Below are 14,813 nucleotides of genomic sequence, written 5' to 3'. Positions count from 1 at the left end.
CTACGAGGACGACCCTCCGCCTTGCGATCGCACGCACCAGATGCCGTGAGCCCCGCCCTCCGGGCGGACGGCGCTATGTGTCAGACACGGCCTAGCCCCGCCCCCACCCGCACCACTTCACCTTCACCCACACCACGTCCCACCAGCGGGGACGCCACGAAGACCCAAGAGGACGGGACAGCCATGCCTTCTTTCGACACTCCCGAACCGATCTCGACCACCGCCCACGTGGAGGCCGGATCCATCCAGTTCATCGCCACCGACCGGCTCGACACCCTCGTCGAGGTGCAACCACGCGACCCGAAGAAGGACCAGGACGTACGGGCGGCAGACCAGACCGAAGTCACGTACGCGAGTGGCGTACTGACCGTCAGCACGCCCAAGTCCAATCTGTTCGGGCGCACCGGCACCGTCGATGTGACGGTCGAACTGCCCACGGGCTCGGGCATCGACCTGACCGGCGCCTGGGCCCAGGTGCTCGGCGAGGGCCGGCTCGGCGAGGTCCGCGTGAAGACCTCGTCCGGCGACGTCCGCCTCGACACGACCGGCCCGCTGAAGCTGACCGCGTCGCACGGCACGATCACCGTGGACCGGGTCGAGGGGTCCGCCGAGATCACCACCAGCTCCGGCAGCCTGCGCGTCGGCCTCGTCGACGGCCCGGCCGTCCTGAAGAACTCGCACGGCACCACGACCGTCGGCGCCGTGACCGGCGAGCTGCGGGTGAGCGGCGCCAACGGTGACATCGAGATCCGGCGCGCCGAGGACTCGGTCACCGCCACCACCGCCCACGGCACCCTGCGCGTGGTCGAAGTGGCCTGCGGCACCGTGCAGTTGGAGAACGCCTATGGCGCCATCGAGGTCGGCGTCCGCGAGGGCACGGCCGCCTGGCTCGACGTCAGCTCGGGCTCCGGCCAGGTGCGCAACTCGCTCACCGCCTCCGAGACCCCGGAGGAGACCGAGAGCACCGTCAAGATCCGTGCCCGCACCCGGCACGGCAACATCGACATCCGCCGCGCCAAGGCCTGAGCGCCACATCCTCGACCGGCCACATCCTCAACAACCGGCCACATCCCCAACGACCGGCCACATCCTCAACCGGCGACATCCCTCACCCACTTCAGCCTTCGAACGGGAAGCCCCATGCCTTCTTCTGTCATGCCCACATCCAGGCGGGCCGACGGTCACCCGTCTCCCGCCGCCGTCTCCACCGTCGGCCTGCGCAAGTCGTACGGCGACAAGACCGTCCTCGACGGCATCGATCTGCGGATCCCGTCCGGGACCGTGTTCGCGCTGCTCGGGCCGAACGGCGCCGGCAAGACCACCGCCGTGAAGATCCTGTCCACGCTCATCACCGCTGACGGCGGGCAGGCCCAGGTCGCGGGCCACGACGTCGCCACGTCACCGGACGGGGTGCGTGCCGCCATCGGCGTCACCGGGCAGTTCTCCGCCGTCGACGCCCTGATCACCGGCGAGGAGAACATGCTCCTCATGGCGGACCTGCACCACCTGTCCAAGCGCGAGGGGCGGCGCGTCGCCGCCGCGCTGCTGGAGCGGTTCGACCTGGTCGAGGCCGCGAAGAAGCCCGCCTCCACCTACTCCGGCGGCATGAAGCGCCGCCTCGACATCGCCATGACCCTCGTCGGCAACCCGCGGATCATCTTCCTCGACGAACCGACCACCGGCCTCGACCCGCGCTCCCGCCACAACATGTGGGGGATCATCCGCGAGCTCGTCTCCGACGGCGTCACCGTCTTCCTCACCACCCAGTACCTGGACGAGGCCGACGAGCTCGCCGACCGCATCGCCGTGCTCAACGACGGCAAGATCGCCGCCGAGGGCACCGCCGAAGAGCTGAAGCGGCTCATCCCGGGCGGGCACGTGCGGCTGCGGTTCTCCGAGCCGTCCGCCTACCAGTCCGCCGCCTCCGCCCTGCGCGAGGTCACCCGGGACGACGAGGCGCTGTCGCTGCAGATCCCCAGCGACGGCAGCCAGCGCGAGCTGCGCTCCATCCTCGACCGGCTGGACTCCGCCGGCATCGAGGCGGACGAGCTGACCGTGCACACCCCCGACCTCGACGACGTGTTCTTCGCCCTGACCGGCAGCAACGTGCCGGCCCAGCCCAACCAGCCCAAGGAAGCAGTCCGATGAGCGCCCTCTCCCTCGCCGTACGCGACTCGACCACCATGCTGCGCCGCAACCTCCTGCACGCACGGCGCTACCCGTCCATGACACTGAACCTGCTGCTCACCCCGGTCATGCTGCTGCTGCTCTTCGTCTACATCTTCGGCGATGTGATGAGCGCCGGCATCGGGAACGGCGGTGCCGGCCGGTCCGAGTACCTCGCGTATCTCTTCCCGGGCATCCTGACGCTGACCATCGGCGGCACCACGATCGGCAGCGCGGTGTCCGTCGCCATGGACATGACCGAGGGCGTCATCGCCCGCTTCCGTACGATGGCGATCCATCGAGGGTCGGTGCTCATCGGGCATGTCGTCGGCAGCGTGCTGCAGTGCGTGATGAGCGTGGTGCTCGTCGGGGCCGTCGCCGTCGCGATCGGGTTCCGGTCCACGAATGCCACCGTCCTGGAGTGGATCCTGGCGGTCGGTCTGCTGGCTCTCGTCTCCCTGGCGCTCACCTGGATCGCGGTCGGGATGGGCCTGTCCAGCCCGAACGCCGAGGCGGCCAGCAACAACGCCCTGCCGCTGATGATCCTGCCGCTGCTCTCCAGCGCCTTCGTGCCGGTCGACGCGATGCCGGGCTGGTTCCGGCCGATCGCCGAGTACCAGCCGTTCACCCCGGCCATCGAGACCCTGCGCGGGCTGCTGCTCGGCACCGAGATCGGCAACAACGGGTGGCTGGCCGTGGTCTGGTGCGTGGGACTGGCCGTGCTCGGCTATGTCTGGTCCACGTCGCTGTTCAACCGCGACTCGAAGTAGGGGCCGGCGGCTTACGGGCCGCGGCCGGCACCTCGTCCCGCTCCGGGGCGGCGCACCCGACACCGCGTCGGCGTACGCCGCCCCGTCGGCGTTCTCCGCCGCGTGAGCCGCCCCCGGTCCGCCTCGGCGACCGTGGGGTCAGTGCGGGGTGGGTGACGGTTCCAGGACGAAGACGGGGATCTCACGGTCGGTCTTCGTCTGGTACTCGGCGTACGGGGGGAACGCCTCGACCGCGCGCTTCCACCACACGGTCTTCTCCTCCCCGGTGACCTCGCGGGCGATCATGTCCTGGCGCTCGGGGCCGTCCTGGACCTCCACCCGGGGGTCGGCCACGAGGTTGTGGTACCAGACCGGGTGCTTGGGGGCGCCGCCCATGGAGCCGACCGCCGCGTACACGCCCTCGTGCTCCACCCGCATCAGCGGGCTCTTGCGGATCTTGCCGCTCTTCGCGCCCCGGGTGGTGAGGACGATGACGGGCCTGCCGTTCAGCGTCGTCCCCTTCGTACCACCCGAGCCCTCGTACACCTCGACCTGCTCGCGTGCCATCGCCATCGAGCTGGGCTCGTACTCACCCTCAAGAGGCATGCTGATCCATCCCATCATCGGAATCGACGTCGCGCCGGTCACGGCCCGCGTCCCGTGCGTGCTTCCCCCGCGCTTCTCTCAATGACCGAAGAGGGTGCGATCATTCCTGGTTCCCGCCACGGACAGCGACTGTCCGGATACAGGCCCCCCGTATACCGGCCCCCGCTCAGGTCGGCTCCCGGTCCCGGGTGTCACACCGGCGTCGTACGCTGGAGAACCCCCGGCCCGTGAGACGTGTCGGGTCCCTTGCGTTGCCCGCCCCGTCAGCCCGCCCCTCAAGCCCGCTCAATCACCGCAGCCCGCTCAATCACTGCCCGCTCGATATCACTGCCCGTTCGATCTCGGACCTGGATGGAACCCCCCTTCATGAGCCTGCACGGTCTGCTGGACGCCGTCGTACATGACCCGGCGCTCGCCGAAGCGGTGAAGGCCGCCACCGATGGTCACCGCCCGCACATCGATCTCGTCGGACCGCCCGCGGCGCGGCCCTTCGCGGTGGCCGCGCTGGCGCGCGAGTCCGGGCGGCCGGTGCTGGCCGTGACCGCCACCGGGCGGGAGGCCGAGGATCTGGCGGCGGCCCTGCGCTCGCTGCTCGACCCGGACACCGTCGTCGAGTACCCGTCGTGGGAGACCCTGCCGCACGAGCGGCTCTCGCCCCGCTCCGACACCGTGGGCCGCAGGCTCGCCGTGCTGCGCCGGCTCGCGCACCCGGCGGAGGACGACCCCACGGCCGGCCCGGTCAGCGTGGTGGTCTCGCCCGTACGGTCCGTGCTCCAGCCGCAGGTCAAGGGGCTCGGCGATCTGGAGCCGGTCGCGCTGCGCAGCGGCCAGAGCGCCGATCTGAACGAGATCACGGAGGCGCTGGCCGCCGCCGCGTACGCCCGGGTCGAGCTGGTCGAGAAGCGCGGCGAGTTCGCCGTGCGCGGCGGCATCCTGGATGTCTTCCCGCCCACCGAGGAGCACCCCCTGCGGGTGGAGTTCTGGGGTGACGACGTCGAGGAGATCCGTTACTTCAAGGTCTCCGACCAGCGCTCCCTGGAGGTGGCCGAACACGGACTGTGGGCGCCGCCCTGCCGGGAGCTGCTGCTCACCCCGCAGGTACGGGAGCGGGCCGCCGCGCTCGCCGAGCTCCACCCGGAGCTGGGCGAGCTGCTGGGCAAGATCGCGGAGGGGATCGCGGTCGAGGGCATGGAGTCCCTGGCCCCGGTCCTCGTCGACGACATGGAACTGCTGCTGGACGTCCTGCCGGCCGGTTCGATGGCGCTGGTCTGCGACCCGGAGCGGGTACGGACCCGGGCCGCGGACCTGGTGGCGACGAGCCAGGAGTTCCTCCAGGCGTCGTGGGCGGCGAGCGCCGACGGCGGCGAGGCCCCGATCGATGTCGGCGCGGCCTCGCTGTGGGGCATCGCGGACATCCGGGAGCACGCCCGTGAGCTGGACATGATGTGGTGGTCGGTCTCCCCGTTCGCCGTGGACGAGGAGCTGGAGGACGCGTCGGGCGACGCCATCACGCTGGGGATGCGCGCCCCGGAGTCGTACCGCGGCGACACCGCACGCGCGCTGGCGGACACCAAGGGCTGGCTGGCGGACGGCTGGCGTACGGTCTTCGTCACGGAGGGGCACGGCACGGCGGCCCGTACGGTCGAGGTCCTCGGCGGCGAGGGCATCGCGGCCCGGCTGGACACCCCCGGTGCCCGCACCGCCCGCGGTCTGGAGGAGATCAGCCCGTCCCTCGTCCATGTCGCGTGCGGCTCGATCGACTACGGCTTCGTGGACACGGACCTCAAGCTCGCCGTGCTCACCGAGACCGATCTCTCCGGCCAGAAGGCGGCGGGCAAGGACGGCGCGCGGATGCCGGCCAAGCGCCGCAAGACCATCGACCCGCTCACGCTGGAGACGGGCGACTACATCGTCCACGAACAGCACGGCGTCGGCCGCTATGTCGAGATGGTGCAGCGCACGGTGCAGGGCGCCACCCGGGAGTATCTGCTCGTCGAGTACGCCCCGGCCAAGCGCGGCCAGCCCGGCGACCGCCTCTACATCCCCACCGACCAGCTGGAGCAGGTCACCAAGTACGTCGGCGGCGAGGCCCCGACGCTGCACCGCCTCGGCGGCGCGGACTGGACGAAGACCAAGGCGCGCGCCAAGAAGGCGGTCAAGGAGATCGCCGCCGACCTGATCAAGCTCTACTCGGCGCGGATGGCGGCCCCCGGCCATGCCTTCGGCCCCGACACCCCCTGGCAGCGGGAGCTGGAGGACGCCTTCCCGTACGTGGAGACGCCCGACCAGCTCTCCACCATCGCCGAGGTCAAGGAGGACATGGAGAAGACGGTCCCGATGGACCGGCTGATCTGCGGCGACGTCGGCTACGGCAAGACGGAGATCGCCGTACGGGCGGCCTTCAAGGCGGTCCAGGACGGCAAGCAGGTAGCGGTCCTCGTCCCGACGACGCTGCTGGTGCAGCAGCATTTCGGCACGTTCTCCGAGCGGTACGCGCAGTTCCCGGTCGCCGTGAAGGCGCTCTCCCGCTTCCAGTCGGACGCGGAGGCGAAGGCGACGCTCCAGGGCCTGCGGGAGGGCGCGGTCGACATCGTCATCGGCACGCACCGGCTGTTCTCGGCCGAGACCAGGTTCAAGGACCTGGGGCTGGTCATCGTGGACGAGGAGCAGCGGTTCGGCGTGGAGCACAAGGAGCAGCTGAAGAAGCTGCGCGCCAACGTCGATGTCCTCACCATGTCCGCGACACCCATCCCCCGTACGCTCGAAATGGCCGTCACGGGCATCCGCGAGATGTCGACGATCACCACGCCGCCGGAGGAGCGCCATCCGGTGCTGACGTTCGTCGGCCCGTACGAGCAGAAGCAGATCGGCGCGGCAGTCCGTCGTGAACTGCTGCGCGAGGGCCAGGTCTTCTACATCCACAACCGTGTGGAGTCGATCGACCGGGCGGCGGCGCGGCTGCGCGAGATCGTCCCCGAGGCGCGGATCGCGACGGCGCACGGCCAGATGGGCGAGAGCGCGCTGGAGCAGGTCGTGGTCGACTTCTGGGAGAAGAGGTTCGACGTCCTGGTCTCGACGACGATCGTCGAGTCCGGGATCGACATCTCCAACGCCAACACCCTGATCGTGGAGCGCGGCGACAACTTCGGCCTCTCGCAGCTGCACCAGTTGCGGGGCCGGGTGGGGCGTGGCCGGGACCGCGGCTACGCGTATTTCCTCTACCCGCCGGAGAAGCCGCTGACCGAGACCGCCCACGAGCGCCTCGCGACGATCGCCCAGCACACGGAGATGGGCGCGGGCATGTATGTCGCGATGAAGGACCTGGAGATCCGCGGCGCGGGCAATCTGCTCGGTGGCGAGCAGTCGGGGCATATCGCGGGCGTCGGCTTCGATCTGTACGTACGGATGGTGGGCGAGGCGGTCGCCGACTACCGCGCGTCCATCGAGGGCGGGGTGGAGGAGGCGCCGCCGCTGGAGGTCAAGATCGAGCTGCCGGTCGACGCGCATGTCCCGCACGAGTACGCGCCGGGCGAGCGGCTGCGTCTCCAGGCGTACCGCGCGATCGCCTCCGCCAATACGGAGGAGGACATCGCGGCGGTCCGCGAGGAGCTCACCGACCGCTACGGCAAGCTCCCGGAGCCGGTGGAGAACCTGCTGCTGGTGGCGGGGCTGCGGATGCTCGCGCGGGCGTGCGGGGTGGGCGAGATCGTGCTCCAGGGCGCGAACATCCGGTTCGCGCCGGTGGAGTTGCGGGAGTCGCAGGAGCTGCGCCTGAAGCGGCTCTATCCCCGTACGGTCATCAAGGCGCCGGCGCACCAGATCCTGGTACCGCGCCCGACGAGCGGGAAGATCGGCGGCAAGCCGGTGGTCGGTCGCGAACTGCTGGCGTGGACGGGCGAGTTCCTGACGACGATCCTGGGCTCGTAGCCGACGCCCGCGCCGACGAGGCGGGGCGCGGCTCGGCGCGCCCCGCGCTCGGTAGAGTGCGGCGGTGAGCGGTCTTGGTGAACGAATAGCGCGAACGCGCCGAGGGGGAAGGACTCTCGTCCTTCCCGTGGTGTCCGTGGTGTCCGTGGTGGCGCTGGCGGGGTGTACGGGGGAGCCGGGAGCGGATCCCGAGGCGTCCGGGTCCGCGTCGGCGTCGAGCGGGGGCAGCGGCGGCGGCAGCGGTGATGGTGGCGGGGGATACGGGGCCGGGCCGCTCGGGAATCCCGACGGGACGAAGCCGGGGCTCGCCGCGCTCACGTCGGAAGCGGACAGGGCCAACGCACGCAAGCTCATCCAAGGACTCACCACAAAGGGTCGTGGACCGAAGACGGGCTACGAACGGGATGAGTTCGGCTATGCGTGGATGGACACGGCGGACGGGGTACCTCTGGCGAGGAACGGTTGTGACACGCGGAACGACTTGTTGAAACTCCATGGGCGGCACGTGCAGTTCCGTTCAGGTTCCGACTGCGTGGTCGTTTCGATGGACCTGTACGACCCGTACACCGGCAAGGACATCGCCTGGAAGAAGGCCAAGGCCGCCGAGGTGCAGATAGACCACGTGGTCCCGCTGTCCTACAGCTGGCAGATGGGCGCCGCCCGATGGCCGGAGAGCAAGCGCAGGCAGTTGGCGAACGACGTGCTCAATCTGCTTCCTGTCGAAGGGCGTGCCAACTCGGCGAAGCGGGACTCGGGGCCTGCGTCCTGGTTGCCGCCGAACAAGAAGATCCGGTGCTCGTACGCGGTCCGCTTCGGTCAGGTCGCGCTCAAGTACGCGATGCCGGTGACCACGGCGGACAAGCGGGCGATGCTCCGGCAGTGCGGCGGCTGACGGCCCGGCGGCCCGGGTGTCGCCTCCGTACGGTCAGCCGATGAGACGCACCTCCGGTAGCGGGGTGCGTCCCGGTCAGCCGGAGGTGCGAGGCCGAGGGCCGCGACGGGGGCCGTACCGGCGGTGACGGTCCGCCGCCGCCTGCCGAGCGGGGACGGGACGCCCGGGCGAGGACGCGGCCGGACGGGACCTACGCGGGCCGTGCCCGCAGGAACGCCGAGGTCGAGACGCGTCCCAGCATTTCCAGCCGTGACGTGCCGTTCGCCAGGTGCTTGTCCGTGGCCTCCTGGACGCCCGGCCAGTGGCCGTCGCCGTAGTCGTCGAGAACGACGATCCCGCCGGGTGCCACGATCTCCTCGACCCACTCCAGGTCGGCGGCCACGCCTTCCGCGGAGTGGTCGCCGTCCACCACGATCACGCCGTACTCACGGTCGGAGACCGCGGCCCGCACCTCGGGGTCCCCGGAGAAGCCCTGCTGAACGCGGGCCTCCTCGCCGGCCCGGCCGCCCAGCGCGAGGTTGGCGCGTACGACGTCCATCCGCACCGGCGTACCCGTCGGCTCGGCGGACTGCTTCGCGCCGGGCTGGAGCTGGCTGCCCACCAGCGGGTCGACGATCGTCAGCCGCGCCTCCGTACCGGCACGGTGCAGCATGCGCATCATCGTGGCCGAGAACAGGCCGTACAGCGTGCCGATCTCCAGGACGTCGCCGTTCGGCGGGGCGAGCAGCGGGACGGTGGCGAGCTTGCCGCACACGTTCGAGGTGGAGCCGGCCAGCCGGCCCACGGCCAGCGCCTCCAGCGCGATCACATTGCGGTACGCGACGGTCACGTTACGGCGGGCATAGCCGCCGTCCTCTCCCGTCACCTCGGCTATCTGTCGTACGAGGGTGTCGATCTGAGCGGGCGTGGGCACCCGGTGGCCACTGCGACCTGTCCGGTCGAACAGCAGGCCGAACGCGTACTGCTGGGCGCGCAAGTCCGCGACTTCGCGCTTGAGGGAATCAAGATCGGTACGCAGGGGCGAGTGCTTGATGCGCCGGTCGACCAGACCGGCGGCCGGCCGCAGAATCCGCTTCGCCAGTCGGTTGCTCAAAAGAGAAGACATGCGCGGAAGCTACGCTTCGACAAGGCACGGCGGGCCACGCCTCAGTGCTCAATCGGTGAAGTGTTGGTGTCGCGCGAGCGACGTACGTATGGCGCGGCGACGTGCTGTGGTGAGGAAAGTGGCGGTGACCAGCACGAACAGGGCCGCTGCTCCCACCGCCGAGCCCGAGCGCAGTCCGGGGGGCCGGAAAGAGCAGTCCACGGTGGTTTGCGATCCGTCAAGCGGTACGGCGACCAGCCCGAGGTAGGAGGCGGCGGGTCCGCCGTCGCACCTCCAGCCCGCGATACGGGGGGCCGAGAGCACCGCGAGACCCTTGCTGCCGGCCGGGACCTCGGCCCGTACGCCGCTGTCCGTCACCGTCACCGAGACGGCGCCCGTGTCCGTCAGCCGGTCCACCGCCGCCGACAGCCGCGTCCGGTCCAGACAGCCCACGCTCCAATCGCGCGGGCGTGCGCCGCCGAAGGTCACCGGGATGCCCGCGCGCTCCGCTGTCCCGAGGGACACCATCGCCGCCCGGCGCTTGGGCAGTCTGCCGGTCAGCGCGACGGGCGGGTTGTCGCCCAGCCGTGCCGTGCCGTAGTGGCCGGGCGCGAAGAGGAAGACCTCGGTGCCGGCCGGGCAGGCGGCGGGGGTCCGGGGAGAGGTGAGGACGCGGCTGTAGACCTGGGCGCCGAGCAGGAGTTCCTGGTTGCGGAAGGGCGAGGGCCCGTACCGCGGCCGCGGAGCGTCCGGCGCCTCCGGCCGTACGGTCACCAGCGGCGGCGCCGGAGCCCGCGCGACCACCGGCGCGTGCCCCGGCTCGGTGCGCAGGCGCGCGCCCACCGCGAAGATCGCGTCGGTGACCGGGTTGTCCAGGCTCTCCACCACCCGGCCGCCGGACGTCCATCCGCCGCCGAGCGCCGCCATCGTGCTGACCAGCACGTCGGGCGTATGGCTGCTGTAGTACGCGCTGCCCTCGCCGCCGAGCAGCAGCGGGTCGTTGGCGACGACCCGATCGAGCCCGGGATCCGTGCGGTAGCGGGGCCAACCGTCGGTCCGCGCGATCGCGGCGGCCCTGGCGCTCTGGTCGGCGCCCCAGGAGGGGTAGTCGTCCAGCGCGGAGAGCCGCTTGCGGTCCACGTAGGCGGTGGTGGCCGCCGCCTGCCCGGTTAGGCTGCCCACCAGCAGCAGCGCGGCGAGTACGGCGTATCCGCGTCTGCGCGCCAGCGCCAGTCCGGCCGCCGCCGCGGCCACTCCGCCGCCGAAGAGCGCCAGCGCCCGCGCGTCGGGGAGGCCGCCGGTGCTCGCGGCGAGCCCGACCGCCGCGAGCACGCCCGTACCGGTGAGCAGGGCGCGACGGCCCGGCCAGCCGTAGGTGAGGCCGGTCCAGGCGGCGAGGACCAGGATCCCGGAGAGTATGAACGTCTGGCGGTACGTGCTGCCGTTGGGTATCGCGAAGGCGTGCCACGCCAGACTCGTCGGCCCCCACTGCGACGACAGCGCCACCGCCACCACCAGCCCCGCCCAGCCGGCCCGCACGCGCCACGGCGCCGAGCGGTGCGCGAGCAGGGCGGCGGCGGGCAGCAGCACACACGCGCCCAGGAACAGCGCGGGGGTGAAGAAGCTGTACGTCGCCGGGAGTAGCCGCGCGAACAGCTGCGTCCAGGGGACCGGGACGAACTCCTTCGTCCAGCCGGGGGACGCGTGCCGGGTGCCGAGGAAGACGGGGACGAGAACGGGGGCGGCCAGCCCGATGCCGAGCAGTGTCGTGCCGGTGGCGCGCGCCAGGCCCCGGAGTCGTTCGCGTGTGGTCCGCTCCTCGTCCAGCAGCAGCTGAAGGCCGAGCACCAGCGCGGCCCCGAGGGTGGCCATGTAGGCGGTGTAGAAGTTGGCGGTCCAGGCGAGCGCGACGACCAGCGGACCGAGCACCGGCCGCCGCGCCGTCCGGGCCCACTCGCCGACCAGGCAGAGCAGCGGGAAGGCGATGAGGCCGTCCAGCCACATGGGGTTGTACGCCGCCTCGGCGACGGACCAGCCGCAGAGCGCGTATCCGGCGCCGAGCAGGGCCGCCGCCCAGCGGGGCGCATGGCGGCCCCGGGCCAGCCGGAGCAGCAGCACGGTCATGGCGGCCCCGGCGGCGGCCATCTTGAGCAGGGTGATCACGTAGACCGCGAGATCGATCCGGTCCCGGGGGAAGAGCCCGACCAGTACGGCGAACGGGCTGGTCAGATACGTACCGAGATCGGGCAGGAAAGCCGTGCCGTACCCCGACCGCCAGTTGAGCAGGATGCCGCCCTCGGCCCGTCCGCGCAGCAGGTCCCACAGCTGGGCGTGGAACGGTACGAACTGGTTCCCGAGGTCGCTGACGCTGCGGTTCCGCGGCCCGAAGGGGAAGACGCGGGCCACGGCGTCACCGGCGCAGACGGAGACCAGGGTGATCAGCGCGGCGGAGACGGCCGGCAGGACGGACGCGGCGGCTTCGGCGGGCACGGCCGGCACGGCGGACGCGGTGGTCCGGCCGCGCAGGAGCTTCAGGGCTGGCATGAAGCTCGAATATGCCAGTACAAAGCGGGAGACAGGCACCAATTCGTTCTGTTCATCGAACGGTTGCCTGTAGGTCGTACAGGATGTCCTTCCACGACATTCTTGCGGGATTCTGTTCTCCTGGAGGGAAGCGGCCTCCGCCGGAGCCGTAATGAGGGGGAGCGCACACGCACATGACGGTCCGGATCCAAATGGTCAGATTCGCGCTGGTGGGAGCGGCGAACACCGGTACGTACTACGCCTTCTACCTGCTGCTGCTGACCCGGCTGCCGTATGTGGCCGCGCATGTCGTCGCGTCCGTGCTGAGCATGATCGGCTCGTTCTTCCTGAACAGCTGGTTCACCTACCGGACCCGCCCCACCTGGCGGAAGTTCCTGCTCTTCCCGCTCACCAACGCGGCGAACTTCATCATCACCACCGTCGGGGTCTATCTGCTGGTGGACGTCATGCACTTCGGCAGCCGGTACGCGCCGCTGATCGCGGCGGCCGGGGCCATCCCGATCACCTTCGTCGTCTCCCGCGCGATCATGCTCCGCCCGGACCCCGCCCCGCGGAAGGGCGCCCACTCGCCGGACGACGCTTGCCCGCCGGAGGACGCTTTCTCGCCGGAGGGTGCCGACTCACCGACGGGCCCCCGGGAGGGCGCCGGCCACGTGACCGCGGCCGACGCCCCCGCCGTCACTTCGCCGGCGGCGGGGCCGGCAGGGTCCGGCCGGTGAAGACCGGCGCGTCGGCCGGGGATCCGGCCGCGCCCGGGGCACTGCGCGCCGTCCGCGCGAAGCCCAGGTTCAGGTGGTACACCCGGGTCTGGTTGTCCGCCGTACGGAACATATAGGCCCAGGTCGGCCCCGACGCGTCGCTGTACTCGAACGCGGTCGGCTCGGTGGCCGCCTGCTCGGTGGTCGGCTGCTGCCAGGGCCGCCAGATCCCCGTGCCCTGGAGCGTCTCACCGGTGTTGTAGATCGTGCCGTCCGTACCGCGTACCAGCACCTCGGTGATCCCGGTGACCGGGCTGATCAGTGCGGCGGGCGAGCCCTTCGCGGTGACCCCGTCGACCGTGGACCACTCCCCGTAGGCGCCGCCCTCGGCGGACTGGACGGTCGTGACGACCGATCCGTTGCCGTCGGTGGCGAAGACCCTGAGGCGGTAGCCGGGGTAGACGATGACCGCCGGTGTGCCGGTCACGCCCTGTGCGCCGAGCGCGGTCCACGCGGAGAGCGTGCCGGCCTCCTTGAACAGCGCCGTGCTCAGCACGCCGGAGGCGTTCCGCCCGAAGAGCTGGATCCCGTCGCGGACGGTGACCGCCGTGAACGGTCCCTCGAAGCCGCTGCCCCCGAGCGGCATCCAGCCCATGAAGTCCACGTTGGCGCGCTGCTGGATGCGGTACCAGGGCTTGCCGCTCGCGTCCGACGAGAACTGGACGAGCAGCCCGGACGGGGTCTTTCCGGTGACGACGGGCTGCGCCATCGCCCCGCCGAGGTTGATCCAGTCGCCCCAGTCCGCCGACGACACCGCGGACTGGTTGCGCTGCCAGACGTCGCCCGAGGTGGTGTGCGCGCTCACCACGACCCGGCCGTCGTCGTGCGCCGCGAGGGTCGGCTGTCCGGTGAAGGTCTCGTTGACGGAGTCGGTGCCGGAGATCGTCGTCCACTTGACGCTGTTGAAGTCCGACGGGTCGGACTGCCTGCCGTGGTGCACCCAGCCGATGTTGTCGGTGTACGCGTACTCCAGCGAGCCCGAGGAGGAGCGCATCGCGGAGCCGCGGCTGTAGAGCTCCAGTGGCACGGTCGGTGACGGCGGCGTGTGGTTGGAGTCGAGGCGGCAGGAGTCGGGGGTCGTGGACACCGAGGTGTACGCCGCCCAGCCGCTGCTCTCCACCAGCTTGTTGTAGACGGGGAAGTTACCCAACGTCTCGTCGTAGCGGTAGTAGCGGACCTCGCCGTTGCCCTTGACCCGGAACAGCGTGTCCCCGCCGTACGAGCTCATGTACTTGGTGTCGCTCCAGTCCGCCGCGGACACCAGGACATGGCGCTCCAGCCAGCGCCGGCTGGTGAAGTCGTAACGGGACCGGTAGAGCTTGCCGTCGGAGGCGGCGCGGCCGAACAGCACGCCCCTGTCACCGGCGTAGATCGCGTCGTAGCGGTCCCACCCCATGTCGACGATCTTGCCGCCGTCGGCCACGAAGCCATCGGCGGCGGCGTCGTAGCGCCACCAGCGCAGTCCGCCGCTGGAGGGCTGGAACGTCCAGAGGTTGCCGCCGCGGTCCATCGTGATGTCGTCGGTCCTGGTGTCCGTGCGGAACTCGGCGAAGCCGGTGCTGATCTTCTTGTGGTGCACGTCCCAGGTGGCCGTCGCGCTGATGCGGTGGCTGTAGTAGAGGCCGTCCGTCTTGATTCCGTAGAACGCGCCGGCGGGACCGGCCAGCATCCTGCCGTAGCCGGACCACCCCGTGTCGATGGTGGTGGCCGCGGGCAGGGCGTTGCCGACGCCCGGCCCCGGCATGTCCTGGCGCAGCAGCTTGCCGGCCGAGTCGATCGCGTACGTCGGGCCGCTGGTGTTGCAGGTGAGCGGCACGGCCGCGTGCGCCGCGCCGGGAAGCGCGACCAGCAGGGGCAGGGCGGCCACGGCCGCCGTGGCGAGTGCCGTCCAACGCCCGTTTCTTCGGGGCGAATTGAGAGTCATGCGCTGGACGCTAAGCGTCTCTGGGTGAACGGTGCGGTAGCGGTCGGGTGAACAAAGAGTCACCTAAAGAGGCCAGTAGGTGAACCTTGCGCGCGGGTCTCGACATGTCCATCACATCTTCCTCATCATCTGGTTGATCGTTTCGTCTCGGATCGGTGGGGGG

9 protein-coding genes and 1 pseudogene are annotated in these 14,813 nt (G+C 70.9%); 6 read left to right on the top strand and 4 right to left on the bottom strand.

The window, feature by feature from the left end; translation table 11 throughout:
* Nucleotides 1-183 precede the first annotated feature (183 nt).
* The 3 genes from ACIRQP_RS30085 (at nt 184) to ACIRQP_RS30075 (ending at nt 2,936) form a co-directional block, all read left to right on the top strand.
* Nucleotides 184-1,026, top strand: coding sequence for a DUF4097 family beta strand repeat-containing protein (locus ACIRQP_RS30085; RefSeq protein WP_403895267.1), 843 nt, complete (start codon nt 184-186; stop codon nt 1,024-1,026).
* Nucleotides 1,027-1,155: 129 nt separating this feature from the next.
* Nucleotides 1,156-2,148 (top strand): ATP-binding cassette domain-containing protein, encoded by a 993-nt coding sequence (locus ACIRQP_RS30080; protein WP_403895264.1) that lies wholly within the window; start codon nt 1,156-1,158, stop codon nt 2,146-2,148.
* Nucleotides 2,145-2,936, top strand: a complete 792-nt coding sequence (locus tag ACIRQP_RS30075; protein ID WP_403895261.1) for an ABC transporter permease — start codon at nt 2,145-2,147, stop codon at nt 2,934-2,936. Before ACIRQP_RS30080 ends, ACIRQP_RS30075 begins: the two co-directional genes overlap by 4 nt.
* Nucleotides 2,937-3,074: 138 nt before the next feature.
* On the opposite strand, the gene ACIRQP_RS30070 is transcribed toward ACIRQP_RS30075, so the two are convergent.
* Nucleotides 3,075-3,521: a nitroreductase family deazaflavin-dependent oxidoreductase gene (locus ACIRQP_RS30070; protein WP_403895258.1), complete on the bottom strand. Its 447-nt coding sequence runs from the start codon at nt 3,519-3,521 to the stop codon at nt 3,075-3,077.
* 366 nt (nt 3,522-3,887) lie between these two features.
* On the opposite strand from ACIRQP_RS30070, the gene mfd reads away from it, so the two are divergent.
* Together mfd and ACIRQP_RS30060 are read left to right on the top strand one after the other, a co-directional pair.
* Nucleotides 3,888-7,448, top strand: coding sequence for a transcription-repair coupling factor (gene mfd / locus ACIRQP_RS30065; RefSeq protein ID WP_403895255.1), 3,561 nt, complete (start codon nt 3,888-3,890; stop codon nt 7,446-7,448).
* Between the two features lie 130 nt (nt 7,449-7,578).
* Nucleotides 7,579-8,340 carry an HNH endonuclease family protein gene (locus ACIRQP_RS30060; protein ID WP_403895252.1) on the top strand — a complete coding sequence of 254 codons (762 nt, stop codon included), beginning with the start codon at nt 7,579-7,581 and terminating at the stop codon, nt 8,338-8,340.
* 190 nt (nt 8,341-8,530) lie between these two features.
* Here the strand turns inward: ACIRQP_RS30060 and ACIRQP_RS30055 are convergent, their stop codons facing one another.
* Together ACIRQP_RS30055 and ACIRQP_RS30050 are read right to left on the bottom strand one after the other, a co-directional pair.
* Nucleotides 8,531-9,445 (bottom strand): class I SAM-dependent methyltransferase, encoded by a 915-nt coding sequence (locus ACIRQP_RS30055; protein ID WP_403895249.1) that lies wholly within the window; start codon nt 9,443-9,445, stop codon nt 8,531-8,533.
* Nucleotides 9,446-9,493: 48 nt separating this feature from the next.
* Nucleotides 9,494-11,968: a YfhO family protein gene (locus ACIRQP_RS30050; RefSeq protein ID WP_403895246.1), complete on the bottom strand. Its 2,475-nt coding sequence runs from the start codon at nt 11,966-11,968 to the stop codon at nt 9,494-9,496.
* A 173-nt stretch (nt 11,969-12,141) separates the two neighbouring features.
* Here ACIRQP_RS30050 and ACIRQP_RS30045 point away from each other — a divergent pair.
* Nucleotides 12,142-12,531, top strand: a pseudogene (locus ACIRQP_RS30045) (GtrA family protein); the annotation flags it as partial.
* A 115-nt stretch (nt 12,532-12,646) separates the two neighbouring features.
* Here the strand turns inward: ACIRQP_RS30045 and ACIRQP_RS30040 are convergent.
* Nucleotides 12,647-14,650 carry a tachylectin-related carbohydrate-binding protein gene (locus ACIRQP_RS30040; protein WP_403895243.1) on the bottom strand — a complete coding sequence of 668 codons (2,004 nt, stop codon included), beginning with the start codon at nt 14,648-14,650 and terminating at the stop codon, nt 12,647-12,649.
* Nucleotides 14,651-14,813 lie beyond the last annotated feature (163 nt).

The sequence above is a fragment of the Streptomyces sp. NPDC102274 genome (assembly GCF_044766385.1).
Taxonomy (GTDB): domain Bacteria; phylum Actinomycetota; class Actinomycetes; order Streptomycetales; family Streptomycetaceae; genus Streptomyces.
The sequence above is the reverse complement of the archived record's forward strand: the minus strand, read 5'-3'. Positions and strand labels throughout refer to the sequence as shown.

Bases quoted from the DNA above. Each gene is read 5' to 3' on its own strand.
- ACIRQP_RS30085 (WP_403895267.1), top strand. From the start codon at position 184: ATGCCTTCTTTCGACACTCCCGAACCGATCTCGACCACCGCCCACGTG.
- ACIRQP_RS30080 (WP_403895264.1), top strand. From the start codon at position 1,156: ATGCCCACATCCAGGCGGGCCGACGGTCACCCGTCTCCCGCCGCCGTC.
- ACIRQP_RS30075 (WP_403895261.1), top strand. From the start codon at position 2,145: ATGAGCGCCCTCTCCCTCGCCGTACGCGACTCGACCACCATGCTGCGC.
- ACIRQP_RS30070 (WP_403895258.1), bottom strand. From the start codon at position 3,521: ATGCCTCTTGAGGGTGAGTACGAGCCCAGCTCGATGGCGATGGCACGC.
- mfd (WP_403895255.1), top strand. From the start codon at position 3,888: ATGAGCCTGCACGGTCTGCTGGACGCCGTCGTACATGACCCGGCGCTC.
- ACIRQP_RS30055 (WP_403895249.1), bottom strand. From the start codon at position 9,445: ATGTCTTCTCTTTTGAGCAACCGACTGGCGAAGCGGATTCTGCGGCCG.
- ACIRQP_RS30050 (WP_403895246.1), bottom strand. From the start codon at position 11,968: ATGCCAGCCCTGAAGCTCCTGCGCGGCCGGACCACCGCGTCCGCCGTG.
- ACIRQP_RS30040 (WP_403895243.1), bottom strand. From the start codon at position 14,650: ATGACTCTCAATTCGCCCCGAAGAAACGGGCGTTGGACGGCACTCGCC.